The organism is Methylobacterium sp. D53M (assembly GCF_053345625.1).
Map to the genome: position 1 here is coordinate 128,985 of NZ_JBKFAL010000006.1, position 23,117 is coordinate 152,101.

Annotated in this window: 22 protein-coding genes; 11 read left to right on the forward strand and 11 right to left on the reverse strand. The window is 72.2% G+C overall.

Annotation, left to right across the window (positions count from 1 at the left end; genetic code table 11):
- Positions 1 to 68: 68 nt before the first annotated feature.
- Positions 69 to 1,733, reverse strand: coding sequence for a DHA2 family efflux MFS transporter permease subunit (locus ACLBYG_RS12360; RefSeq protein WP_447681639.1), 1,665 nt, complete (start codon positions 1,731 to 1,733; stop codon positions 69 to 71).
- On the reverse strand, positions 1,730 to 3,007 hold the full coding sequence (locus ACLBYG_RS12365; protein WP_447681640.1) for an HlyD family secretion protein: 1,278 nt from the start codon (positions 3,005 to 3,007) through the stop codon (positions 1,730 to 1,732). The genes ACLBYG_RS12360 and ACLBYG_RS12365 overlap by 4 nt, the downstream gene beginning before the upstream one ends.
- Positions 3,008 to 3,201: 194 nt before the next feature.
- Here ACLBYG_RS12365 and ACLBYG_RS12370 point away from each other — a divergent pair, with 194 nt between their 5' ends.
- Together ACLBYG_RS12370 and ACLBYG_RS12375 are read left to right on the forward strand one after the other, a co-directional pair.
- Positions 3,202 to 3,864 carry an HdeD family acid-resistance protein gene (locus ACLBYG_RS12370; protein ID WP_447681641.1) on the forward strand — a complete coding sequence of 221 codons (663 nt, stop codon included), beginning with the start codon at positions 3,202 to 3,204 and terminating at the stop codon, positions 3,862 to 3,864.
- 160 nt (positions 3,865 to 4,024) lie between these two features.
- Positions 4,025 to 6,484: a PBP1A family penicillin-binding protein gene (locus ACLBYG_RS12375; protein WP_447681642.1), complete on the forward strand. Its 2,460-nt coding sequence runs from the start codon at positions 4,025 to 4,027 to the stop codon at positions 6,482 to 6,484.
- Between the two features lie 4 nt (positions 6,485 to 6,488).
- On the opposite strand, the gene ACLBYG_RS12380 is transcribed toward ACLBYG_RS12375, so the two are convergent.
- A complete protein-coding gene (locus ACLBYG_RS12380; protein ID WP_447681643.1) occupies positions 6,489 to 6,917 on the reverse strand; it encodes a DUF1810 domain-containing protein in 429 nt (142 codons plus the stop codon).
- A gap of 114 nt (positions 6,918 to 7,031) precedes the next feature.
- Here ACLBYG_RS12380 and ACLBYG_RS12385 point away from each other — a divergent pair, with 114 nt between their 5' ends.
- Positions 7,032 to 7,412 carry a hypothetical protein gene (locus ACLBYG_RS12385; RefSeq protein ID WP_447681644.1) on the forward strand — a complete coding sequence of 127 codons (381 nt, stop codon included), beginning with the start codon at positions 7,032 to 7,034 and terminating at the stop codon, positions 7,410 to 7,412.
- Here the strand turns inward: ACLBYG_RS12385 and ACLBYG_RS12390 are convergent.
- Positions 7,399 to 7,668 (reverse strand): hypothetical protein, encoded by a 270-nt coding sequence (locus tag ACLBYG_RS12390; protein WP_091926206.1) that lies wholly within the window; start codon positions 7,666 to 7,668, stop codon positions 7,399 to 7,401. The two genes, ACLBYG_RS12385 and ACLBYG_RS12390, sit on opposite strands and share 14 nt — an antisense overlap.
- A gap of 207 nt (positions 7,669 to 7,875) precedes the next feature.
- Between ACLBYG_RS12390 and ACLBYG_RS12395 the strand changes: the two genes are divergently transcribed.
- Complete coding sequence (locus tag ACLBYG_RS12395) at positions 7,876 to 8,148, forward strand: DUF2061 domain-containing protein (RefSeq protein ID WP_020092598.1); 273 nt, start codon at positions 7,876 to 7,878, stop codon at positions 8,146 to 8,148.
- An 89-nt stretch (positions 8,149 to 8,237) separates the two neighbouring features.
- Positions 8,238 to 9,035: a 3-oxoadipate enol-lactonase gene (pcaD, locus tag ACLBYG_RS12400; RefSeq protein ID WP_427508669.1), complete on the forward strand. Its 798-nt coding sequence runs from the start codon at positions 8,238 to 8,240 to the stop codon at positions 9,033 to 9,035.
- Positions 9,036 to 9,093: 58 nt separating this feature from the next.
- Here pcaD and ACLBYG_RS12405 read toward each other — a convergent pair whose 3' ends face one another.
- From ACLBYG_RS12405 to ACLBYG_RS12435, 7 genes are all read right to left on the reverse strand, one after another.
- Entirely contained in the window at positions 9,094 to 9,408 is a 315-nt protein-coding gene (locus ACLBYG_RS12405) for a hypothetical protein (protein WP_447681645.1), read from the reverse strand.
- A gap of 337 nt (positions 9,409 to 9,745) precedes the next feature.
- Positions 9,746 to 10,159: a histidine kinase gene (locus tag ACLBYG_RS12410; RefSeq protein ID WP_042675620.1), complete on the reverse strand. Its 414-nt coding sequence runs from the start codon at positions 10,157 to 10,159 to the stop codon at positions 9,746 to 9,748.
- Positions 10,160 to 10,353: 194 nt separating this feature from the next.
- Positions 10,354 to 10,599 carry a hypothetical protein gene (locus tag ACLBYG_RS12415; protein WP_091926210.1) on the reverse strand — a complete coding sequence of 82 codons (246 nt, stop codon included), beginning with the start codon at positions 10,597 to 10,599 and terminating at the stop codon, positions 10,354 to 10,356.
- A 98-nt stretch (positions 10,600 to 10,697) separates the two neighbouring features.
- Positions 10,698 to 12,317, reverse strand: a complete 1,620-nt coding sequence (locus ACLBYG_RS12420; protein ID WP_354455615.1) for an ABC transporter substrate-binding protein — start codon at positions 12,315 to 12,317, stop codon at positions 10,698 to 10,700.
- A 153-nt stretch (positions 12,318 to 12,470) separates the two neighbouring features.
- Positions 12,471 to 13,532 carry an MBL fold metallo-hydrolase gene (locus ACLBYG_RS12425; protein WP_447681646.1) on the reverse strand — a complete coding sequence of 354 codons (1,062 nt, stop codon included), beginning with the start codon at positions 13,530 to 13,532 and terminating at the stop codon, positions 12,471 to 12,473.
- Positions 13,533 to 13,673: 141 nt separating this feature from the next.
- Entirely contained in the window at positions 13,674 to 13,910 is a 237-nt protein-coding gene (locus ACLBYG_RS12430; protein ID WP_020092591.1) for a DUF6894 family protein, read from the reverse strand.
- A gap of 294 nt (positions 13,911 to 14,204) precedes the next feature.
- A complete protein-coding gene (locus ACLBYG_RS12435) occupies positions 14,205 to 15,461 on the reverse strand; it encodes a transglycosylase SLT domain-containing protein (protein ID WP_447681699.1) in 1,257 nt (418 codons plus the stop codon).
- A gap of 349 nt (positions 15,462 to 15,810) precedes the next feature.
- Here ACLBYG_RS12435 and ACLBYG_RS12440 point away from each other — a divergent pair, with 349 nt between their 5' ends.
- The 6 genes from ACLBYG_RS12440 to ACLBYG_RS12465 all read left to right on the forward strand — a co-directional run bounded on the left by ACLBYG_RS12440 (position 15,811) and on the right by ACLBYG_RS12465 (position 23,071).
- Complete coding sequence (locus ACLBYG_RS12440; protein ID WP_447681647.1) at positions 15,811 to 17,001, forward strand: inositol-3-phosphate synthase; 1,191 nt, start codon at positions 15,811 to 15,813, stop codon at positions 16,999 to 17,001.
- 222 nt (positions 17,002 to 17,223) lie between these two features.
- A complete protein-coding gene (locus ACLBYG_RS12445; protein ID WP_447681648.1) occupies positions 17,224 to 18,153 on the forward strand; it encodes a hypothetical protein in 930 nt (309 codons plus the stop codon).
- A 44-nt stretch (positions 18,154 to 18,197) separates the two neighbouring features.
- Positions 18,198 to 19,379 carry a class I SAM-dependent methyltransferase gene (locus tag ACLBYG_RS12450; protein ID WP_447681649.1) on the forward strand — a complete coding sequence of 394 codons (1,182 nt, stop codon included), beginning with the start codon at positions 18,198 to 18,200 and terminating at the stop codon, positions 19,377 to 19,379.
- Complete coding sequence (locus ACLBYG_RS12455; RefSeq protein WP_447681650.1) at positions 19,379 to 20,374, forward strand: Gfo/Idh/MocA family protein; 996 nt, start codon at positions 19,379 to 19,381, stop codon at positions 20,372 to 20,374. The genes ACLBYG_RS12450 and ACLBYG_RS12455 overlap by 1 nt, the downstream gene beginning before the upstream one ends.
- A 226-nt stretch (positions 20,375 to 20,600) precedes the next feature.
- On the forward strand, positions 20,601 to 22,202 hold the full coding sequence (locus tag ACLBYG_RS12460; RefSeq protein ID WP_447681651.1) for a YcaO-like family protein: 1,602 nt from the start codon (positions 20,601 to 20,603) through the stop codon (positions 22,200 to 22,202).
- The gene (locus ACLBYG_RS12465; protein WP_447681652.1) at positions 22,199 to 23,071 is read left to right on the forward strand and encodes a sugar phosphate isomerase/epimerase family protein; all 873 of its coding nucleotides are present in this window, start codon (positions 22,199 to 22,201) and stop codon (positions 23,069 to 23,071) included. Before ACLBYG_RS12460 ends, ACLBYG_RS12465 begins: the two co-directional genes overlap by 4 nt.
- The last annotated feature ends 46 nt before the right edge of the window (positions 23,072 to 23,117 follow it).

The following is a 23,117-nucleotide window of genomic DNA, read 5'->3' on the forward strand; positions in this document are numbered from 1 at the left end:
GGACGGCGGTCGGTCCGCGCGCCGGCGGCGCGTTTGGAGTCCGGGCGGCGCCCTGGCCGCGACCGCCCTCAATGCCCCCCGGCCGGCGCCCCGCCGCCGAGCTTGACGCTCTTCAGGCTCAGGGCCAGCGGGACCGCGCAGGCCGCGACGAGGCCGAGCACCCAGAACACGTCGATATAGGCCCAGTAGGCCACCTGCGTGCTGAGGACGCTCCCGATCCACGCCGTCGCCTGGTTCTGGGCCTCGATCCCGGCGTAGCCGTGCTCGGAGAAGTACTGCGTCGCCTGCCGCATGGTCTCCTGATAGGCCGGCGAGGCCGGGTTGACGCTCTCCACGAGGCGGCTCTGATGGAACTGGCTCCGGTAGGCCAGGATGTTCTGCGCCAGGGAGACGCCCATCGAGCCGCCGACGTTGCGGGCGACGTTGATCAGCGCCGAGGCCTGGTCGGTCTGGTCCTTGCGGATCCCCTCGTACGAGGCCGAGGTGATCGACAGGAACACCATCGGCAGGCCGATGCCGATATAGACCCGCGACCACGCGAAGAACGCGAAGGTCGTGCTGCCGTCGATCCGTGTCAGGTCGTACATGCCCAGCGCCACGATGGTCATGCCGGTGGCGATCAGCCATTTCGGCTGGACGTAGGACGAGATCCGGCCGGTGAGGAACATCATCACCACCGTGACGATGCCGCCCGGGCCGAGGACGAGGCCCGACAGGGTGGCGGTGTAGCCGTAATATTCCTGCGTGATCTGCGGGATGAACTGCGTGGTGGCGATCAGGATCGCCCCGGTGAACATCATTACCAGGAAGCACGAGCCGAACTGCCGGTTGCCGATGAGGCGGAGGTCGACGGCCGGGCTCTCGCGGGTCAGCAGCCACGGGATCATGGCGATGAACGAGACGACCACCAGCACGCCGGACACGTTCATCAGCGTCGAGGTGCCGAACCAGTCCTTCCGCTGGCCCTCGTCGAGGATCACCTCCAGCGAGCCGAGGAACAGGGCGACCAGCACGAAGCCGACGATGTCGAAGCGGATGCCCTTGCGCACCAGGGCGCGGCGCTCCTTCTTGGCCGCGTCGCTGTCCTCGATCAGCCAGTACATCAGCCCGAGGGCGATCACGCCCACCGGCCCGTTGATCAGGAAGCACCAGTGCCAGGAGGCGTTGTCGGAGAGCCAGCCGCCCAGCGTCGGGCCGATCACCGGCGCCACCACGATGGCGACCCCGTAGAGCGCGAAGGCCTGGCCGCGCTTCGCCGGCGGGAAGGAATCGGCCAGGATCGACTGCGCGAGCGGCGCCATGCCGCCGCCGCCGAGCCCCTGCATCACCCGGAACAGCAGCAGCGATTCCAGGCTCCAGGCGAAGCCGCACAGGATCGACGAGACGGTGAACAGCGCCACCGACCACATGAAGAACGCCTTGCGGCCGTAGCGCTTGGCCAGGAAGCTCGACGCCGTGAGCGTGATCGCGTTAGCGACGAGGTAGCTCGTCACCACCCAGGCCGCCTCGTCCGGACCGACCGCGAGGCCGCCCGAGATGTATCTCAGGGCCACGTTGGCGATGGTGGTGTCGAGCACCTCCATAAAGGTCGCCAGCGCGACCACGCCGGCGATCAGCCACGGATTGTGGCCGCCCGGGGCCTTGCCGGACGCGGCCTTGCTTCCGCCCGCCTTCCCCGCGCCCGGCTTGCGTCCGGGCGCGGTCGCGCTTCCCTGACCGGCCACGGCGCTCACCGCACCGTGACGGTCGGGACGATCGACATGCCCGGGCCGATCGACACGTCCGTCGGCCAGGTCTTGACCACGATCTTGACCGGGATGCGCTGGGTCACCTTCACGTAGTTGCCGGTGGCGTTCTGCGCCGGCAGCAGGCTGAAGGCCGTGCCCGAGCCCGGCTGCACCGAGGCCACCGTGCCCTGGATCTTGCGGCCGGGATACGCGTCGATCTCGATGTCCACCGGCTGGCCCGGCCGCATGTCGGTGATCTGCGTCTCCTTGAAATTCGCCGTCACCCAGATGTCGTCGGGCACGAACATCGCCAGGGTCTGGCCGGCCTGGGCGAGCTGGCCGACGCCGCCGGTGAGCCGCACGACGCGGCCGGCCTGCACGGCGCGGACCGTCGTGTAGCCGAGGTTCAGCTCGGCCTGCTCGACCTGCGCCCGGTCGCGGCCGAGCTGCGCCTGGGTCGAGGCCTTCTGGGCCTGGAGCGAGCCGACCTGCTTCTGCGCGGCGACCACGCTGGCATTGGCGCTCTGGACCGCCGCCTGCCGCTGCTGCAGCGTCGAGGTCGCCGACTGCGACTGCTGGACCGAGCCCGAGCCGCGCTCGGCGAGGTCCTTGTAGCGGGCCGCGTCCTCCTGGGCGAACTTCAGCGCCGCCTCGGCGGTGGCGACCTGCGCCTTGGACACCTCGATGTTGGCGTACTGCGCCTGGATCTGCGCGTCGATGTTCTTGATGCCGGCCTCGTCGGCGGCGACCTGCGCCTTCGCCTGGTCGAGGGCGATGTCGTAGTCGCGCTGGAAGACCTGGAAGAGGATCTGGCCGGCCTCGACGTGCTGGTTGTCGGTGACCGGCACGTCCACGAGGTAGCCGCCGACCTTCGGCTGGATCGAGATGCTGCGCGCGTCGACGAAGGCGTCGTCGGTGCTCTCGTAGGGGTGCATGTAGAGCAGCCAGTAGAAGAACACGCCGACGCAGAGCGCGACGACCGCGAGCCCGCCGAGCAGGAACGCGAGCGGGTGGCGCCGCAGGACGTTGGGGCGCCGCGCCTCGTCCCCGTCGTCGTCGGAATCCGCCGCGTCGTCGTCGGCCTGCCCGTCCTGCGCCTCGGGCGCGCCGTCGGCCTCGTCCGCGCCGGGCTTGCGCGCGGTCTCGCGGTCGGTCTCGAGGTCCGCGGCCGGCGCGGCGCGGTTGAGATCGAGCACGTCGCGCTCGCGCGCGACGGCCCGGCCGTCGGCCGGCCGCGGGCGCGCCTCGTCCTCGGAGAGGTGCCGCTGATCGTCGAACATGGAAAGTCGTCGCCCGATGGGCCGGCCACCCGGGGGTGACCAGGCTTGTCGCATCGCCCGCCTCAGGCAGCAAAAGCCGGCCGCAGGCCCAAGGTTCCACGCGCGGATCAGCCCGCCTAGGAACGCATGCCGCACTGCGGCGTTCTGCGCCCGGAACCTTTGCCGTTCCCGGCCTCAAGGCCCAGGAGTTCGCCATGACCAGCAGCCCATCCCCGACGCCGAACCGCCCCGGTTCCGGCCCCGCGACCACCCCCTCCGGCATCCCGCTCGTCGGCGCGGCGCGCCTCGACGCCATGAGTGCGGCCCTGGCGCGGAACTGGTGGCTCGTCGCCCTGCGCGGCGTCATCGCGGTCCTGTTCGGGGCGGTCGCGTTCATCGCGCCTGGCGCCTTCGTGCTGTCCCTGGTCCTGTTCTTCGCCGCCTACATGCTCGTCGACGGCGTCGTCGCCGTCGTCGGCGCGGTCCGGGCCGCGCAGCGCCACGAGCGCTGGGGCTTCATGCTGGTCGAGGGCCTCGTCGACATCGTGGTGGGCGTCGCCGCGGTCCTGGTGCCGGCCGCCGCCGTCTGGGCGTTCGTGCTGCTGCTCGCCGCGTGGGCGCTGGTCACCGGCGGCCTGATGATCGCCGCCGCCTTCCGCCTGCACCTTCATTACGGGCGCTGGTGGCTGGGCCTCGGCGGCGTCGTGTCGATCCTGTTCGGCCTCGCGCTGCTCATCAACCCGGGCATGTCGGCCCTGGTGCTGACGTGGTGGATCGGCTCCTACACCTTCGCCTTCGGCATCCTCCTGCTGATCCTGGCCTTCAAGCTGCGCGCCCAGCACGGGGCCGTCGGTCCGGGAGCGCCGCTCGGCCGGTGAGCCGGCCGGGACCGGATCGGGCCCCGTGGCCCGATCCACACGGTGGCGGCGCGATCGACGCGCCGCCCGTCCCGCGACCCCGCGGCTGCGGGACACCGCGACCGATGCGGCTTAGAAGGCTCGGTCGGCCGGATCGGCCGGTCCCGGAACACGCACCACGATGACGCCCGACGCGCCGGAACGCGCCCCGGCCGACGGGCCGAAGCCGCCGAAGCCGGACCCCGCCGCCGACGCCCCGGACCCGCGGCTCGCCGCCCGGGAGGCCGGGCGGGCCGCGCGCGACCTCGCGCGCCATCTCCGGACCCTCCTCGCCGCGGCCGGGCTCGGCCTCGCGCGGACCGGCCGGGCCCTGTCGGCCCGCGCGGCGGAGCGCGCGGCGCGGGCGCGACGAGCACCGGCGGAGCGCCCGCCCGCCGTCGAGGAGACGGACGCGCGCGCCCTGAACCGGCGTTCCCGGCCGATCCTCGGCCGCCGGCACCCGGCCCTGCTCGCCGCCGCCCTGGTGGTCCTGCTGCCGGCCCTGGCGCTGGCGATCTACCTGTTCGCGGCCTTCGTGAGCCTGCCGCCGCTGGGCGGCGCCGTGGTCGAGACCGGCCAGCGGGCGATCACCGTCGAGGCCGACGACGGCCGGGTCTTCGCCACCCGCGGCAGCTTCCGCGGCCAGAAGCTCACCGCGGCCGACCTGCCGCCGCACCTCGCCCAGGCGATCGTGGCGATCGAGGACCGCCGCTTCTACAGCCACTGGGGCATCGACCTGCGCGGCCTCGCCCGGGCGGCGTGGCGCAATCTCCGCGGCGGCGGCGTGCGCGAGGGCGGCTCGACCATCACCCAGCAATATGTCCGCCTGACCTCCCTCAACCAGGAGAAGACGCTCTGGCGGAAGGTGCAGGAAGCCTTCCTGGCGCTGCGCGTGGAGTCGACCATGAGCAAGGACGCGATCCTGCTCGGCTACCTCGACTCCGCGTATTTCGGCGCCGGCGCCTATGGGGCGGACGCGGCGGCGCGGCGCTACTTCGGCAAGCCCGCCAAGGCGCTGAACCTGCCGGAATCGGCGATGCTGGCCGGTCTGGTGCGGGCGCCCTCGCAGCTCGCCCCGACCCGCAACCTCGGCGGCGCCAAGGAGCGCGCCGACGTGGTGCTCCAGGCCATGGTCGAGACCGGCGCGATCTCGCAGGCCGAGGCCGACGCCGCGCGCAAGCAGAGCGTGACCCTGAAATCGCCCCCCGAGGCGCCGCCCGGCACCAACTACTTCCTCGACATGATCGCGGGCGACGTGAAGCGCCTCGCCGGCACCGACGGCGACATGACGGTGCGCTCGACCCTCAACCTCGACCTGCAGAGCCTCGCCGAGGGCGTCGTGGCCCGCCGCCTCGACAAGGACGGCGCCCGCCGCAAGGTCGGCCAGGCCGCCATGGTGGTGCTGTCGAAGGAGGGCGCGATCCTCGCCATGGTCGGCGGCCGCGACTACGAGGACAGCCAGTTCAACCGCGCCGTCCAGGCCAAGCGCCAGCCCGGCTCCCTGTTCAAGCTCCTCGCCTACCTGACGGCCTACGAGAAGGGCTACACGCCGGAATCCGTGATGGTCGACCGCCCGGTCCAGATCGGCGACTGGCAGCCCGAGAACGACGACGGCCGCTACCGGGGGCCCGTGCCCCTGCGGACCGCCTTCGCGCTCTCGATCAACACCGTGGCGGCCCAGCTCGGGCAGGATGTCGGCATCCCGGCGGTGATCGCCACCGCCCGCAAGCTCGGGATCCAGTCGGACCTGCCCAACGTGCCGAGCCTCGTCCTCGGCTCGGGCGCCGTGAGCCTCCTGGAGATGACCCGCGCCTACGGCTCGGTCCTGTCCGGGCGCACTCCGCTCCAGTCCTACGGCATCCAGGCGATCCGCGGAGCCGCGCCGCAGCCGCTCTACGTCCGCACCGACGCGGCCCCGGGCCCGATGCTGGCGCAGGAGCCGCGCACCATGATGCTCGACTCGCTGCAGGCGGTGGTGGAATCCGGCACCGGCCGCGCAGCGCGGGTGCCCGGCCAGATCATCGGCGGCAAGACCGGCACGAGCCAGGATTTCCGCGACGCGTGGTTCGTCGGCATGACCCCCGACCTCGTGGTCGGGATCTGGGTCGGCAACGACGACGACAGCCCGATGAACCGCATGTTCGGCGGCGAGATGCCGGCCGGGATCTTCCACGACTTCGTCCAGCGGGCCGCCGAGAGGCTCGCGAAGGGCAAGGCCCGCCCCTCGGCGGAGCGGGCCGAGCCGGCCCGGACCGCCGCCGCGCCCGCGGCCGAACCGGTCGCGGCCGGCGAGATCCGCGGCGTGCCGGAGGTGATCGATACCGGCACCCTCAACCTGCGCGGGCGGGTCGTGCGCCTCCTCGGCGTGGTCGGCGAGCGCGGCCATCTCGCCCGCCAGCTCGCCAGCTACCTGCGCCGCCGCGAGGTGGTCTGCACCGGCCTGTCCGACGGGGCCACGGCCCGCTGCCGCATCGAGGGCGACGACCTCGCCGGGCTGATCCTGGCGGCGGGCGGCGCCCGCGCCTCCGAGGACGCCCCGCCGGACCTCCTGGGCGCGGAGGAGCAGGCGCGCGCCGAGCGGGTCGGCCTGTGGGGCCGGTGAAGGCCTAGCCCGTCCCGAGCTTCGCCAGCGTCCGCGGGTTGGGGACGCCGTCGAAGTAGCGCGCCAGCGCGTCGGCGAAGACCGGCTCCTCCGGCACGGCGCGGGCGAACAGCGTCATGCTGGAGCGGAACTTCAGATCGTCGGGCGAGCCGAAGATCGCGTGGGCCGAGCGCCCGGCGACGGCGTTGACGGCCGCCGTGCAGGCGCGCAGGCGCCCGCCGAGCACCGGGTGCGCCGCGTAGGCCTGCGCCTCCGCGAGAGACCCGATGGCGTAGCGCTGCGCCATCGGGCTCGCGCCGAGCCCGGCGATCTGCGGGAAGATGAACCACATCCAGTGGCTGCGCTTGTCGCCGGCCTGCAACTCCGCCAGGGCGCGCCCGTAGACGCCCTCCTGCGCAGCGACGAAGCGGCCGAGGTCGTAGGTGTCGCTCATGCGCGGCTCCGTTGTTCCGGTCCCGCACCGTCAACCGCGCGGCGGCCGCCGGGGATGCAGGCGCGGGGCCGGAGTGCCGCTGACGCCGCGCCGGGATTGGTGTAAGCGCCGCCCATGCTCGGAACGCTCGTCGCCTTCATGGTCGCGAACCCGGCGATGAGCCACGCCCTGACGGCGATCCCCGAGACCGCCGGAATGGCGGCCGTTCTGCTCCTGCTGCGCAGTCCCCGACCGGAAGGCGTCGCGGCGCTCGTGGTCTCGACCTACTATTACGGCCGCGAGGCCGGGCAGCGGGAACACGCCCTCAAGCACGCGGGCTGGGACGCCGTTCAGGCGCATCTCGGCGCCGAGTTCCTGTACGGCTGGTCCCTGCCGAACCTGCAGCAGTGGGTGGCGCCGACCTGCGCGGCCTGGGCGGTCGCGGCCGCGATCTATCTGGTCCGGTCGCGGATGGCGCGGGCGGCTCCGCCGGGTGCCCGGCTCAGGCGCGGGTGAACGGTCCGTCCGACGGCCCGATCTCGCTCCGGTCCCCGAGGAGCCGCCGGCCCGAGGCGATGATCTGGACCGTCTCGCGGCTGGAGCACTGGCGCCGCGCCAGGGCCTCCAGGTCGCGCAGGTAGTCGATGACGGGACCACGCTGCTTGTCGGCTCGGCCGATCACCGGCTCGACCTTGGCGGTCACGAGGCCGCCGACCGTGTCCCAGAACTCCGCCGGTCGGATCGCGGCGTCGCCCATCGCAGGCTCGTGCATCCCCGGTCTCCTCTGTGCTCGCACCGCTCTTGTCGAGCGTTTCGGCCGCCCGCGCATTCACCCATGTTGAAGACGCTCCTCCGGAGCGCGGGGCTCGCGGCATCGTCATCCGCGCGCCGGGCGATCCGGCGGGGCAGCATCCGGTGCGCCGCCCCATAATGGACCGCGCCACCGCGCGCGTTTCGGATCGACCGCAGGGAGCCCCGCATGCCCGCCGACGACGTCCCAACCCGCGATGCCCGCGCACCCGAGCCCGCACGGACGCGCGCGCCCCCGGCCGGGGAGAGCCGCCTCCGCTCGATCGCCAAGGCCGTGAGCTGGCGCGTCGTCGGGAGCCTCGACACGCTGCTGCTGTCCTATCTGTTCACCGGCAGCGTGCTGGTCGCCGGCTCGATCGCCTCGACCGAGACCGTGACCAAGACCGTGCTGTACTACCTCCACGAGCGCGGCTGGGGCCTGATTCCCCTCGGTCGCGCCTGAGATCCGTCCGGGAGGCCGCGTTGCCCGCCAGCTCCGCCCCGCCGCCCGGCGGCGCGACATCCTCGAGAGCCCGAACCGGAGAGAGCCGCATGCCGCAGATCACCGTCGGAGGACTCGGCCTCCGCTACCACCTCGAGGGCCCGGAGGACGCCCCGGTCGTCGCCTTCTCGAACTCGCTGGGGGCGACCCTGGAGATGTGGGACGCGCTGGTGCCCGCGCTGACGGGGCGTTACCGGACGCTGCGCTACGACACGCGCGGCCACGGCGGGTCGGAGACGCGCGACCGGCCGGTCGCGATCGCGGATCTGGCCGGCGATCTCGCGGGCCTTCTGGACGCCCTCGGCATCGGACGCGCCCATCTCGTCGGCCTCTCGCTCGGCGGGATGACCGTGCAGGCGCTGGCGAGCGCCGATCCCGGACGCGCGCTCAGCGCCACCCTGATGGCGACGGCGGCCTTCCTGCCGAGCCTGCAGAGCTGGGACGAGCGCGCCGCGACCGTGCGCGCCCAGGGGACGGCGGCCGTGGTCGAGGCGACGCTGGGGCGCTGGTTCACGCCGGGTTTCGCGGAGCGCGCGCCCGAGACGGTGCGGGCTGTCCGCGAGCGATTCCTGGCCTGCGATCCGGCCGGCTACGCGGTGTGCTGCGGGGCGATCGGGCGCATGGATCTCCGTCCGGCGCTCGGAGCCATCACCGCGCCGACCCTGGTGATCGCCGGCCGCGACGATCCCTCGACGCCCCCGGCCATGGCCGAGGAGATCTGCGGCGGCATCGCCCAGGCCGAACTCGTCGTGCTGCCCCGGGCGGCGCACCTGCTCGCCGTCGAGCGCGCCGAGGCGGTCGGCGGCTACCTGCGCGCCTTCCTCGACCGCGCCGCGCCGGGCGCGTAGGCGGGCCGCGGCGGCGCCGTCCCGTCAGTCGCCCGAGCGTCCGGGACCGCGCGCCGCCTCAGTGGCAGGCGATCCCGACATCGGCGGGCGACATCCCGCGCGCCAGGCGCCGCCCGGTCCGCAGCAGCGCCTGCCCGAGCAGCGACACGGTCAGCGCGTCGCCGTCCTGCTCGGCCAGCCGATAGGCCGCGAGCAGGGCGTCGCCGAGATCGCCGAGCGTTGCCGCCGGCTCCGCGTCCGCGCGCTCCGGCCGGCTCTCGGCAATCCGGTCGCGTCCGTCCGCCGCCGCCGCGCCGTGCGGTCCCTCGGTCAGCGCGACCGGTCTCGCGCGGCGTCTCGCGTTGCCTTCGTCCTCTGGTGAGCCGTTCCGCATCGTCTTGGTCCCTCAACCACCTCGAGGGTGCACCTACAGGTTGCGGACCGTCAACTCCCTCCGACCGCGCCCGGCGAGCGGTCGAGCGTCGCAGCCGGCGCGGCGGCCGGACGGGGTGTCGGACGGGGTATCGGACGGGGTGTCGGATGTTCCGCCGGCGCGGGAGCGGCCGGAGCCCGCAGAACAATCGCCGCGATCCACAACTTTTACGTGCAGGACCCATGGATCGGCGCGTCCGGGCGAAGGTTCAGGGTCGCCATGAACGCAGCAAGGCCCCCGCGGTCAGCGCCGCGGAGGCCTCGCTCATCCACGCTCCATCAGGAGCGCGCGGACGGTTTTACTTGATGAGGGCCAGGAGAGCCTTGCCGGCCTTGGAGTTCAGCTCCTTGGCGTCGAGGGTGCCGTCGTTGTCCGGGTCGGCCAGCTTGAAGCGCTCGCCGACGGCCGCGAGGTATTCCTTCTTGTCGAGGGTGCCGTCGCTGTCCGGATCGGCCTGCTTCACGCCGGAGGCGCTCAGGCGGCCCTTCAGCTCCTTGGCGTCGAGGGTGCCGTCGGCGTCCTTCTCGAGACGGTCGAAGGTCGCCGAGGCCACCGCCTCCACTTCCTTCATGTCGACGGTGCCGTCGTTGTCGGTGTCGATCATCTTGACGGCGCTCGCCCCGCTCATCGGCTTGGCGAAGGCGGCCGGAGCGGAGAGGCCGCACACCGCGAGGGTGACCGCCGCGAAGCCACTGATGAAACGTGAGGTCATTGCCAGATGCTCCCGAAATTTGATGCTCGATCTTCCTAGTCTCCGACTCACCGTGCCGCAAGTGCGAAATTCGACCCTGTGGGTTGCGTGCTGTCCCGGGCCGCGCTTCGGAGACGCGGCATAGAAAAAGGGGCCGGCGCGAGCCGACCCCCGAAGAGAGCGCACAATCGCCGACAGGCGATTCGCGCGGTGATTCAGTATCCGTAGCCGCGCCGCGTCACCGGTCGGTCGTCGTCGAACCGCTGGCGCCGGTAGAGACGATCCTCGTCATAGGCGCGGTCGCGCCGATACTCTTCGCGGCGGAAGTCGCGCTCCCGCTGGGCGCGGGAGCGCAGGTCGACGCTCGGCCCGTCGGGACCGATATCGATTCGCTGCGCCGCAGCGGGGACGACGCTCGTCAGGGAGGCGGCCAGGACGGCGCCGGCAAGCAGGGTCTTCATGGGACTCTCCTTCGTGCGTTCGCAGTCCAACCCGTCCTCGCGCCGATCGTTCCCGATGTTCTCCCGTTCTTCCCGGAGCCGACACAGATCCGGGCTGATCAGGCGAGCGTCGCCAGGTCCTGAAACCAGTGCTGCGCCTGGACGTAGTTCTTCACCCGTGACGACAATGCGTGCGGATTGGTGTCGTGAACGACCCAGACCTGCACGGCATCGTCCACGACGATTTCGTGGATGCGCGCGAGCAGCCGGTTCTGCTCGGCCACGTCGAGGCTCGCCTTCACCTTGTCGCAGAGGGCGTCGACCTCGGGATTGCGGTAGTGGCTCCAGTTCACGCCGTTCGGCGCGATCTGCCGCGAATCGTAGAAGCGCAGGATCGCGTAGAACGGGTCGGAGGTGACGTAGGCGATGTTGCCGGCGCTGACGCCCTTGAGGCTCGGATCCGCGGCGCCCTGGCGCCAGGCCGTGTAGGCCACCTCCAGCTCCACGGTCTTGAACGCCACCTGGATGCCGATCTCGGCCCAGCTCTGCTGGACGAACTCGTTGATCGGCAGCGACAGCATCTGCCCGGTGCCGCCGGTCGGGATCAGGACTGTGGCCTTCACGGGGTTCTTCACCGAGTAGCCGGCCTCCTCGACGAGCTTGCGCGCCGCCTCGACGTCGGTCCGGATCTTGAAGCCCGGCTTGCCGAACCACGGGCTCGACTCCTGGACCTGACCGACGGCGGGCTGGGCGAGGCCGCCCATCAGCTCGACGACGCCCGCGCGGTCGATGGCGAGGTTGGCGGCCTTGCGCAGGCGCAGGTCGCGCCAGGGCGAGCCCTCCACCATCGACAGGTGGTAGTTCCAGACATGGGGCGTCTCGTTGCCCACGACCCGCATGCCGGCGGCCTTCAGGCGCGGCACCGCGTCGGGCGCGGGCGTCTCGATCAGGTCGACGCTGCCGGACAGGAGCGCGTTCACCCGGGCGAGGTCCTCGGGCACGCAGGCGAGGGTCAGCTTCGCGAGCTTCGGGACCCGCTTCGGGTTCCAGTAGCCGATGTTCGGCAGCAGCTCGAGGCGCACCCGCGGCACCAGCTGCCCCATCCGGAACGGCCCGGTCCCCGAGGGCTCGAAGGCGAACTTCGCCCAGTCCTTCCCGACCTTCTCGTACTGCGCCGGCGACGAGATCAGGAACCAGAGCATCTGGTAGGGAAACAGGCTGTCGGGCGTCTTGGTGACGACCTGGACGGTCTTGGCGTCGACCTTCCGGTAGCTCGCGACGCCGGGCAGGCGCGGGCGGACCTGGGACGCCTGCCGCTGGTCGAAATGCGGCGCCTCCTTGTTCAGCACCTTGTCGAAGTTCCAGATCACCGCGTCGGCATCGAAGGCCGACCCGTCGTGGAAGGCCACGCCCTCCCGCAGGTGGAAGGTCCAGACCTTGGGGTCGGCCGGGTCGGCCTCCCAGGCGGTGGCGAGGCCGGGCACCATCTTGCCCGGCCGGTCGGCGACGTCGAGTTCCCAGGCGACCAGGGGATCGTAGAGGGTCAGTCCGGTGAACTGGTAGCCGCCCGCGCCCCGGTCCGGCTGGCCGGTCGTGAGCGGCAGGTCGGTCATGGAGATGCCGTAGGTCAGGGTGCCGGGGGCCGCGCCCTGCGCGCCGGCGCGGCCCGCCGCCCCCAGCGCCGCCAGGGCGACGCCCCCGGCCATCAGGGATCGGCGTGTCGGCTTGATCGGGTTCATCGTGTCTCTCGGCTGAAGGCGCGGGCGCCGCACGGAACGGCACCCGCCCTCGGGCGCGCGGCAGCGCGGCCCGGGCCTCCACCCCATGCTGCATACAGAATGATGCACGCATCGTGCCCAATGGCCGCCGGTGTTCCCCGGACAGCCCGGGGGTCAGGCCTCCCAGACCTGGCCGGGCCTCAGGGCGACGAAGCGCTCGGCCGGGATGCCGGCCCCGCCGAGGGCCGCCGCCAGCGCCTCGGCGGGCCGCTCGACGCCCTCGTCCGTGAGCTGGAACGTGCCCCAGTGATGGCCCAGCGCCTGCTCGGCGCCGAGCAGGCCGAAGACCTTCACCGCCTCGGCCGGGTCGACGTGCTGCGCCTGCATGAACCAGCGCGGCTCGTAGGCGCCGATCGGCAGCGTCGCGAGGCGCGGCGGCCCGAACCGCGCCCGCACGTCGGAGAAGAGGGCACCGTCGCCGAAACCGGTGTCGCCGACATGGTAGTGCACGCCGCGGGGCGAGGTGATCACGAAGGCGCACCACAGCGCCATGCGCCGGTCGTTGACGCCCCGGGCCGACCAGTGGTTCGCGGGCGTCAGATGGACCTGCAGCCCGTCGCCGAGATCGACCGACTGTCCCCAGTCGCGGGTCTCGACATGCATCGTGTCGTCGTAGCCGCGCAGGATCGTGTCGTTGCCCAGCGGCGCCACGATCAGCGGCTGGTGCGCCTGCCAGAGCCGGGCGAGGCTCGGCCCGTCGAGATGGTCGTAGTGGTTGTGGGTGACCAGGATCGCGTCGATCGGCGGCAGGTTGGCGAAGGCGATGCCCGGCGGGTTGACGCGCTTCGGCCCGGCGAAGCGGACCGGGCTCGCGCGCTTGGCGAAGACCGGGTCGATCAGGATGTTCCGGCCGGCGACCTGCACGAGGTAGCTCGCGTGGCCGATCAGCACGACCCGCAGGCCCTCGACGCGCTCCGGCGGCCGGTCGGCCGGGTAGGGGCTGGGGAAGCTCTTGGGCCAGGGCTCGCGCTGCCGCTTGGCCTGCCAGCGCAGCACGTCGGGGAGCGCCTTGTCGGTGGACTGACCGGGCAGGAAGAACCGCAACCCGTCGAAATGGTCGGAGGTCGGGCCGCGGTAGTACGGGTTCCGGCCGCGCCGGTGCGCGGCGTAGCCGACGCCGCCGAGCGTCATGACCGTGGCCGCACTCGCGACCGTGAGCAGGCTGCGCCGTTTCATGGGTCCGAGATGGCCGGAACCGGGGGCCGGTCAAGCACTGCCGCGGCGCGGCGGGGAGCCTCAGGGCGGTTTCGGCGCCGTCTCAGGGACGTCGCTCAGCGACGTCTGCAGGGACGCATCAGGCGGCCGGAGCGCGCCGGCTCACTCCACCATCTCGGCAGCGAGGGACAGGCGCGCCCGGTAGACCACCTTGCCGACGCCGTCGCGGACGCAGGCCACGTAATCCTGGCGCTCGACCTCCGGCAGCATGTCGCGGGCGATCGCCGACATGATCCGGGTGACCTTGGCGCGGGCCGCCGGAAGGTCCGGCAGGTCGAAGCCGACCTCATCGTGGATCGGCTGGGAGCCGTCGTGCAGGTCGATGAAGTAGCGGGGCATCGGCGCCAAGCATCTCTAAGAGAAGTAGTCTGCCGACAGGATTGGTCTTGCTATGGTTAACAGTGCCTTAAAAGCTGAGCTTTGAGGCCGCTCGACGGTCGGGCGAAAGCCGCTTCCGGCCCCGCTGCGCCGCGCCTGACCCGCCCCGGCGTTTCGGGACGCCGCGGGCCGGCGCGGCCCGGCGCGGGAGACTTCCTCGGCGGACGCGGCCGGGAGAGCCGCCCGGCCGGCGGATCCGTCGGGCCGAAGCCGCGAGCCGGCCCGCTCAGGCAGGCCGGCGCCGCGATCCGGTCCTCACACGCCGTCCGGCGGCAGCGCCTCCGTCACCTCGACGCGGCGGTTGCCGGCCACCGGAACCGCCTCCTCGGTGGCGGCGACGTCGCTCTGAGCCGGCGCCCTGTCGAGCGCCTCGGCGACCGCCGCCACGCCCTGATAGCGGGTCAGCCGCCGGTCGATCATGCCGTCGATCCGGTCGTGCAGCTCGGACACGGTCAGGCTGCGGCGCTTGCCGCCCGTCTTCTCGGTGAACAGGCCGCGATTGGCCCGCGCCGCGGTGCGGAACTCGCGGCCGGCGACCTCGTCGGGCTTCTCGGAGGAGAGCGACAGGAAGCGCCCGGCGCTCGCGGTGCCGAGGAAATGGGCGAGGTACAGCTCAGTCGTGGTGAGCGCGCGCCCGACCCGGGCCTCGATCCGGTCACGGTCGCGCTTGATCAGCTCGGCCGCCATCAGGGCGGCGACGCGCGGGTCGTTGCGCAGGCCGAGCACCCGGGCGCGCATGCTGCCCGTCACGGTGATCGCGGCGCCCCGGCCCTTCACGGCGGCGGCTTCCTCGGCGAGCCCGTAGCGCGCGCCGTAGTCGCGGATCATCTCCAGCCAGGTGCGGGCGACGAACTGGAACAGGCCCTGCGCCGAGGAGGTCGCGGCCTTCGCCGCGGTGTCGAAGCTCGATTCCTTGTCGGCCAGCGCCATCATGTAGACGGGATCGACGCCGGCCTCGTCGGAGGCCTTGACGATCGTGTCGACCACCTTGCGCGGCACGCTGCGCTCGCCGAACTTGACCGCGTCCTGCTCCTGCGTCACCCGCGGCAGGGCCGCGAGGTCGTCCTGGATCAGGGCGGTGGTGGCGGGCTCCTGCTCCGGCACGGGCAGGCCGTTCCAGGCATCCTTCGCCGGTGTCGGTGCCGGTGCCGGTGCCTCTGCCGATGCCGCGGGCGCCTCGGCGGGAACCGCGGGCTCGAACGCGCGTTGAGCGAGTTCCTGAGCGGCGCGCGGGCTGGTGTCGACCCGGTCGTGGGCCTGGGCGGCCGGCGCGAAGTAGGCGGGCGCGAAGGCGGCCTGCGGCAGGCCGAACCCGGCGACGAGCCCGAGGGCCAGCGTCCCGGAGATCCGGCCGAGGCCGGTGCGGCGAAGTGACCGGCGCCCTGCGTCGCGCCCGGCCCGCGGCAGCCACGCCACGGCTTCATCCTCGAAATGCCCCGTGCCGGTCAGGGTCTGCGGCACGAGTCGGTTCACGTCGTCGGCGCAACGCGCCGGCTCCGGGAAAACCCCCATCATTGGTCCTCTTCTAGATCGGTCCTTGCGTCCGCCCGGCTCTGACGGCCGGGTTTTTTCTGGAAGCGGCGGCCCTATCGACGCCGGCCGTGACCAGAATGGGACGGCCCCGTGATCCAAGCGTGGCACGGTCAAGGAAGGGTTAACCCTCCCGCTTAGGGCCCCGTTAACGCCGCCGACCGGCGGCCGACCGGCCGCGCGCGGGACGACGGCGGGGCGATGTTGTCGCATTCGGGTTGGAACGGAGCACCGCCGAGCCAGTTAGGTACGGCCCCGGGGGGGTGAACTTCCGTCCCAGGACGGACCCTTCAAGACGCCACCCGCGTCCGCACAAGGACATCAGTTTCCGATGAGCATGCAGTCCGGTCGCCGCGTCGGTGTCGCCTTCGTTGGCATGGGAGGCGCCGTCGCCACCACCGCCATCGCCGGCATCGAGATGATCAAATCCGGCTCCAACCGTCTCGACGGGCTGCCGCTCGCCGGTCTCTCCGTGGCCGGCATGGCCGACTACAAGGACCTCGTCTTCGGCGGTTGGGACCTGAACGGCGACGACCTCGCCTCCGCGGCGAGCGGGCACGGCGTGCTCTCGAAGGACGATATCGAGAACGGCGCCCAGGTCCTGAAGGGCATCACGCCCTGGCCGGCGGTCGGCAGCGCGAAGTTCTGCAAGAACATCGACGGTCAGAACCGGATCGTCGCCAAGGACCACCGCGAGGCGGTCTCGGTGATCGCCAACGATCTCCGCCGCTTCCAGAAGGAGAGCAACCTCGACGACGTGGTCGTGGTGAACCTCGCCTCCACGGAGCGCTGGCCCGACCTCAGCGACCCGACCCTGAACTCGACCGCCGCCTTCGAGAAGGGCCTGGATTCGAGCGACGAGGCGATCTCGCCGGCGATGCTCTACGCCTACGCGGCGATCAAGAGCGGCATCCCCTACGCCAACTTCACCCCGAGCGTCGCCGCCGACGTCCCGGCGCTCCTCGACCTCGCCAAGGAGCTGAACGTCCCGGTGGCCGGCAAGGACGGCAAGACCGGCCAGACCATGATGAAGACGGTGCTGGCCCCCGCCTTCAAGGCGCGCGCCCTCCACGTCGACGGCTGGTTCTCGACGAACATCCTGGGCAACCGCGACGGCCTCGCCCTGAACGATCCGAACTCGCTGCAGTCGAAGCTCAACACCAAGGGCACGGTGCTCGACTCGATCCTCGGCTACCCGGTCGAGGACCACCTCGTGCACATCCACTATTACCGCCCGCGCGGCGACGACAAGGAGGCCTGGGACAACATCGACGTCACCGGCTTCATGGGCCAGCGGATGCAGATCAAGGTGAACTTCCTCTGCAAGGACTCGATCCTGGCCGCGCCGCTCGTCATCGAGATCGCCCGCGTCCTCGATCTCGCGAGCAAGCGCGGCGACGGCGGCGTGCAGGAGCAGCTCTCGACCTTCTTCAAGGCGCCGATGGTCAAGAACGGCCACGGTCCGGAGCACGCCTTCGGCAAGCAGGAGAAGATGCTCCACGACTGGCTGGGCGTGCACTGAACGAAGGCCGAGGTCTCAGCACTGCGCAAACTCTCCTCCCCCTTGCGGGGAGGAGTTGGAGGTGGGGGTGGTTCAGGACCGGGCGGAGCGGTGCCTTCTGCACCACCCCCACCCCTGACCCCTCCCCGCAAGGGGGAGGGGGATTCGCGTGCTCACGCCCCAAGGTCGGCGGTTCGGCATGTGGTCCCCGTCCGAACTGCGACTGACTGCCTGAAAGAAACGATGCTCAGCGAGAACCACCCGTCGCAATCCGGTGCCGCAGCGCCCGAGGCACTGCGCGACCTTCTGGTCGAGATGAACGACCTCAAGCGTGTCCGCTCCGCGGGCCGTACGGGCTCGATCGCCGAGCGGCTGTTCGCGCAGGGGTGGGGGCTGCTGACCGGCGGCGCCGCGCCGGACGACGTCGCGCTCGACATCGCGGCCGTCACGCTGGCGGCGACGCGCCTCTGCGACCTCGACGCGGCCTTCCTGACCGCGGCGGGGCTCTCGGACGAGGCCGCCTCCGCGGTGCTGGTGGCGGGGTTCGACGCCGTCACCGGAGAGCTCGATCCGGACCTCCGCGACCGCCTGCGCGCGCGGCTCGCGCCGCGTCCGGCCGGCCGGCCCGGGCCGCTGCCGGGCTTCGTCGGCGCCCTGGCGCAGCAGCCGCGGGCGGGCGTCACCTGCCCCGGCCGCGCCCGGATCCTGCTGGAGCCGCCGGAGAACCACGCCGAGCACTGCCTGATCGTGGCGGTCTACGGCGTCTGCCTCAGCCCGTTCTACCGGGCCGATCCCGGCACCGTGTTCCTGGCCGCGATGGCCCACCACTTCCACAACGCCGCCATGCCGGATGCCGGCTTCACCGGCGAGATGCTGCTCGGCGACCATCTCGGCCCGATCATGGCCACCACCGCCGCGTGGGCGCTCGCCGAGCTCGACGCGCCCCTGCGGGCCCAGGTCGAGCGCGCCCGGGCGGTGCTGCCCGACGACGCCACCGCCGAGGGCCGCGCCTTCCACGCGGCCGACTGCATCGACCGCGTCCTCCAGATTGCCCAGCACCTGCGGGGGGCCTCGACCACGATGGGGATGGTGCTCGACGAGTGGGAGCTGGTCCATGCCGGCCCGGTGAAGGGCTTCCACGATCGTGTCCTCGCCGACATGCGCATCCCTTGATCGCCGGACCCGGTCGCCCATCTGCCCGGGCGGCCCCGAGAACCATGATCCCGTTCGAACTCAGATCGCCGGACACCGGCAACCCGCTGAAGGCCGACGGCCCGCACGCCCTGCGCGACGCGGAGACCGGCGCGCGCTGGCCCGTGATCGACGGCATCCCGTACCTGCGGATCAACCGCGCGGCCCTGGTCGAGCGGGTGCTCGCCCATCTCGACGCCGGCGAGCCCGACGAGGCGCTGGCCGCGCTGCTGGTCGATCAGGACGACTGGTGGAACGGGCCGCCGGCCGATCCCGCCGGGATCATCCGCCTGATCAAGACGCGCCGCGAAGCGACCCTCCGCGAGGCGGTCGAGCTCCTCGGCTGGGGCCGCGTCGGCGACTACTTCCTGCACCGCTGGAGCGACCCGACCTTCCTGGCCGGCCTGTCGCTGCTGGAGGCGCACTGGAACGAGCCCGTCTGCGTCTTCGAGTTCGCCTGCGGCATCGGCCACTACCTGCGCGAGTTGCAGCGGCGCGGCTGCAAGGTCGCCGGCGCCGACGTGGTCTTCGCCAAGCTCTGGGTCGCGCGCCACTGGGTCGTGGCCGAGAAGGCGCAGCTCGTCTGCTTCGACGCCGGCTCGCCCCACTGGCCGATCCCGGGGGCGCCGGTCGACCTCGTCGTCTGCAACGACGCCTTCTACTTCCTCGACGACAAGGCGGCGCTCCTCGAGAACCTCCGCCAGAACGCCGGCGACGACGGCTGGCTGGCGCTGAGCCACATCCACAACCGCGACTGCCCGGGCTTCTCTGCCGGACGCGCGGTGACGGCGGAGGAGATCGCCGAGTTCTTCCCCGACGCCCTGGTCTACGACGACGCGGAGCTGACCCGGGCGCTGGTCGAGGCGCGGGCGCCGGGCCCGCAGGACCCCGCCGTCCTGCGAAGCTGCGAGGCGTTCTCGGTGGTGTGCGGTCCCGGGATGCGCCCGGCGCCGCGCGCCCTGGTCGACGGCCTCACCCTGCCGAAGCCCGGCACCGTGCTGCGGCTCAACCCGCTCTACGTGCCCGAGGGCGGCGGTTACGTCATCCGCTGGCCCTCGGAGCGCTACGAGGCGGAGTACGCCCCCCGCGCCACGTACCCGCTGCACTCCCCGGGACCGGAGTCGCTGACCTTCGACGAAAGCCTCGATGCGTCGGAAACGCAGCGCGTGCGCGTGCGCGAGTTCGTCGACCTGCCGGAGCGGTGGTGATGGACGCGGTCGGCTGGGGCATCGTCGGCTACGGCTGGGTCGCCCGCGACTACATGGAGCCCGGCATCCGCGCGGCCGGGCACCGGCTGGTGGCGGTCAGTGATCCGAACCCGGAGAGCCGCGCGGCCGCCGAGCGGGCCGGTGCCCGCGTCCACGCCGATCTCGCCGGCCTGATCGCCGAGCCCGCGGTCGAGGCGGTCTACGTGGCGACGCCGAACCACCTGCACCGGGGCGCCGTCGAGGCGCTGGCCGCTGCCGGCAAGGCGATCCTGTGCGAGAAGCCCATGGCGGCGACGCTCAAGGACGCCGAGGCCATCGCGCACGCCGTCGAGTCGCAGAAAATCTTCTACGGCACGGCCTTCGACCAGCGGCACCACCCGGCCCACCGGACGATCCGCGGGCAGGTCGAGGCCGGGCGGCTCGGCACCGTGACGGCGGTGCGGATCGTCTACGCCTGCTGGCTCGGGCGCGACTGGTCGGAGGCCGGCCAGCCGAACTGGCGGATCGACGCCGCCCAGGCCGGCGGTGGCGCCCTGATGGACCTCGCCCCGCACGGGCTCGATCTCGTGGATTACCTGCTCGGCGAGCCGATCGCCGACCTCGCGGCCCTCACCCAGACCAAGGCCCAGGATTACGCCGTCGACGACGGCGCCCTGTTGATCGGGCGCACGCGGAGCGGCGCACTGGCGAGCCTGCACGTCGCCTACAATTGCCCCGACGCGCTGCCCCGCCGCCGCCTGGAGGTGGTCGGCACGAAGGGCCTGCTCGTCGCCGAGAACACGATGGGCCAGACGGCCGGCGGCTCGCTGACCTTCGTCGACGGTGCGAGCGGCCGCACGGAGCCGCTCGCCTTCGACGCCGACAGCTCGCCCTTCACCGAGCAGGTGCGCGCCTTCGGCTCGGCCCTGCGCCGGCCCGAGGAGCGGGCCGCGTACGCGGCGTCCCGGGACCTTCACACGATGCGGCTCGTCGCCCGCGCCTACGGGCAAGGGTAGCGAGCACAGGCCAGGATCACACAGCGCCGAGCCCCGATCCCATCCATCCCACCCGCGCCCCCATCCTGAGGTGCCCGCGCCAGCGGGCCTCGAAGGAGGGCTCCAGGGATCGCAGCGCCGTCTGGAACCCTCCTTCGAGGCCTCCGCTGCGCTACGGCACCTCGGGATGAGGTGCGTGAATGGGACGACGGCACGGCGCACGGTTCGAGGAAGACGGGAACACGACGTGACCAACGCAGACGCCTTCCACGACCAGGACGACCGCGCCCGCCACGAGCGGATCAAGGCGCCGCGCCCCTACCGTTTCGGCGCCAAGCGGCCGATCGAGGGCCTGCCCGAGACCCTGCCCGACCCGGTCAGGGCCTATCTCGACGTGCTGCCGGAGGGGCGCGTCGTCGGCTTCCCGCTGGCGCCACTCGATCGCACCGGCATCCCGGTCTGGTTCGTGGCCCTGTTCCTCGACGACCCGTTCTTCGTGGGCGCGATGCCGTCTGGGATCGGCTACGGCGCCACCGACGACGAGGCGCTGATCGGCGCCGTGGCCGAGATCGCCGAGAACCTGACGCCGTCCCTCGCGGTGCTGCCCCGCGCGAAGGAGCGGGCGAGCTATACCGATCTCGTCCGCGTCTACGGCGCCAAGTCGGTCGCCGACCCGCTGACCCTCTGTCTGCCCGCGGGCTCCCCGGTGAACCGCGACACGGTGCTCGAGTGGACGCCGAGCATCCGCCACGCCACGGGCGAGATCGTGCTGATGCCGCTCGACGTCGCCGCCACCGACTATTTCGAGCTGTCGGAGGGCTACAAGCCCTTCACCAACCTGATCACCAACGGCCTCGGCGCCGGGCCCGACGTGCCCTTCGCGCTGGGCCACGGCGTGCTGGAGCTGCTCCAGCGGGACGGCAACGGCCTGCTGTTCCGGGCCCTCGACCAGGGCGTGATGCTCGACCTCGACGGCATCGGCCCGGAGAACGCCGCCATGCTGGCCCGGCTGAAGGCGCTGGGCATCCGGGCGCTGCCGAAATTCGCCACCGACCAGTTCGGGCTGACCAACCTCTACGTCGTCGGCTACGACGAGGACCCGGCGCGCACCCCGGCGCCGATCGCCCTCTCGGCCTGCGGCGAGGCCTGCGACCCGGACCGGGAGCGGGCGCTCCGCAAGGCGCTGCTGGAGTTCCAGGCCGCGCGGGTGCGCAAGACCTTCGGGCACGGTCCCCTCGACATGGCCGCCACGGTGACGCCGCCAGGCTACGTCGACGCCTTCATCCAGAAGGCGCTGCCCAGCCTGGACCTCGAGGAGAGCCGCGCACTCCAGGCCATGCTCGAATGGATCGAGATGCCGGCGGCCGACCTGCGCGGCGTGCTGGCCGACACGGTCTATTCCGAACGCAGCACCAAGCGATTTACGGAGTTGCCTTCCACTCCGGCCGCCGACGGCCATGCGCGGGGGAAGATCGCCTGCGACCGGCTGCTCGAAGCCGGGTTCGACGTGCTCTACGTCGACTGCACACCGCCGGGCGGCGGGGTCGGCGTCGTGAAGGCGATCGTGCCGGGGCTCGAGGTCGAGACCATGAGCTACTACCGGATCGGCGAGCGCAACACGAAGAAGCTCATCGACCGCGACCATCCGCTCATCCAGTTCGGCACCGAGAGCGAGACTTTGCGGCCGGTGCGTCTGACTCCTGAAGCCCTGGAGCGGTTCGGCGGCCAGCCGCTGTTCGACGTGGCCCTGGCCGAGCGGATCGTCGGGCGGCACTATCCGCTCTACCGCGAGCCGGAATCGCACCACGCGCCGTTCCGCCTCGCCCAGCGGAAGGGGAGGGCGGCGTGACGCTCCGGTTCGCCTACAACACCAACGGCGCGGCCAACCACCGCCTCGACGACGCGATCCACCTGATCAAGGCGGCGGGCTACGACGGCGTGGCGCTCACCCTCGACATCCACCATCTCGACCCCTTCGCCGACACCTGGGCGGCGGAAGCCGGCCGGGTGGCGAGCCTGCTGGAGAAGCTGGAGCTGACCTGCGTCATCGAGACGGGCGCCCGCTTCCTCCTCGATCCGTCCGCCAAGCACGAGCCGACGCTGGTGACCGCCGACGCCGCGGGCCGCGCCCGGCGGGTCGGCTTCCTCAAGCGGGCGATCGAGATCGGCGCCATGCTCTCCGCCGAGGCGGTCTCGTTCTGGGCCGGCGTTCCGAAGCCCGGCGTCGATCCCGGCGAGGCCCGGCGCTGGCTGGAGGAGGGGCTGCACGAGGTCGCCTCGTTCGCCGCCGAGGCCGGTGTCGTGCCCTGCCTGGAGCCCGAGCCCGGCATGCTGATCGAGACGCTCGACGACTACGCTTCCCTCTCCGTGCCGGGCTTGAAGCTCGCCCTCGACACCGGCCACTGCCTCGTCACGGGCGAGCGCGAGCCGGCGGCGGCCGTGCGGGAATTCGCCGACCGGATCGGCACCGTGGCGATCGAGGACATGAAGCGCGGCAGCCACATTCACCTGCCGTTCGGCGAGGGCGACATGGACGTGCCGGGTGTCCTCGAGGCCCTGGAGGAGGTCGGCTTCGGCAAGCTGATCTGCGTCGAGCTGTCCCGCGAGAGCCACCGGGCCGACGTGATGATCCCGCAGGCGCTGGACTATCTCCGCGGCTGCCGGCGCCCCGGCCCGGTCCTGGCCGGCGAGCAGGAGACACGGCGGCAATGGCAGTGAGAGCCGAACCGCGGCGAGGCGAGGATCGGGCACGGGAGAGGGGGCG

Excerpts from the sequence above, each read along its gene's own strand:
- ACLBYG_RS12430 (WP_020092591.1), bottom strand. The coding sequence starts at position 13,910 with ATGCCCCGCTACTTCATCGACCTGCACGACGGCTCCCAGCCGATCCAC.
- ACLBYG_RS12380 (WP_447681643.1), bottom strand. The coding sequence starts at position 6,917 with ATGAGCGACACCTACGACCTCGGCCGCTTCGTCGCTGCGCAGGAGGGC.
- ACLBYG_RS12395 (WP_020092598.1), top strand. The coding sequence starts at position 7,876 with ATGCCCGCCGACGACGTCCCAACCCGCGATGCCCGCGCACCCGAGCCC.
- pcaD (WP_427508669.1), top strand. The coding sequence starts at position 8,238 with ATGCCGCAGATCACCGTCGGAGGACTCGGCCTCCGCTACCACCTCGAG.
- ACLBYG_RS12365 (WP_447681640.1), bottom strand. The coding sequence starts at position 3,007 with ATGTTCGACGATCAGCGGCACCTCTCCGAGGACGAGGCGCGCCCGCGG.
- ACLBYG_RS12415 (WP_091926210.1), bottom strand. The coding sequence starts at position 10,599 with ATGAAGACCCTGCTTGCCGGCGCCGTCCTGGCCGCCTCCCTGACGAGC.
- ACLBYG_RS12440 (WP_447681647.1), top strand. The coding sequence starts at position 15,811 with ATGAGCATGCAGTCCGGTCGCCGCGTCGGTGTCGCCTTCGTTGGCATG.
- ACLBYG_RS12370 (WP_447681641.1), top strand. The coding sequence starts at position 3,202 with ATGACCAGCAGCCCATCCCCGACGCCGAACCGCCCCGGTTCCGGCCCC.
- ACLBYG_RS12435 (WP_447681699.1), bottom strand. The coding sequence starts at position 15,461 with ATGGGGGTTTTCCCGGAGCCGGCGCGTTGCGCCGACGACGTGAACCGA.
- ACLBYG_RS12410 (WP_042675620.1), bottom strand. The coding sequence starts at position 10,159 with ATGACCTCACGTTTCATCAGTGGCTTCGCGGCGGTCACCCTCGCGGTG.
- ACLBYG_RS12450 (WP_447681649.1), top strand. The coding sequence starts at position 18,198 with ATGATCCCGTTCGAACTCAGATCGCCGGACACCGGCAACCCGCTGAAG.
- ACLBYG_RS12425 (WP_447681646.1), bottom strand. The coding sequence starts at position 13,532 with ATGAAACGGCGCAGCCTGCTCACGGTCGCGAGTGCGGCCACGGTCATG.
- ACLBYG_RS12405 (WP_447681645.1), bottom strand. The coding sequence starts at position 9,408 with ATGCGGAACGGCTCACCAGAGGACGAAGGCAACGCGAGACGCCGCGCG.
- ACLBYG_RS12390 (WP_091926206.1), bottom strand. The coding sequence starts at position 7,668 with ATGCACGAGCCTGCGATGGGCGACGCCGCGATCCGACCGGCGGAGTTC.
- ACLBYG_RS12385 (WP_447681644.1), top strand. The coding sequence starts at position 7,032 with ATGCTCGGAACGCTCGTCGCCTTCATGGTCGCGAACCCGGCGATGAGC.
- ACLBYG_RS12420 (WP_354455615.1), bottom strand. The coding sequence starts at position 12,317 with ATGAACCCGATCAAGCCGACACGCCGATCCCTGATGGCCGGGGGCGTC.
- ACLBYG_RS12445 (WP_447681648.1), top strand. The coding sequence starts at position 17,224 with ATGCTCAGCGAGAACCACCCGTCGCAATCCGGTGCCGCAGCGCCCGAG.
- ACLBYG_RS12375 (WP_447681642.1), top strand. The coding sequence starts at position 4,025 with ATGACGCCCGACGCGCCGGAACGCGCCCCGGCCGACGGGCCGAAGCCG.
- ACLBYG_RS12455 (WP_447681650.1), top strand. The coding sequence starts at position 19,379 with ATGGACGCGGTCGGCTGGGGCATCGTCGGCTACGGCTGGGTCGCCCGC.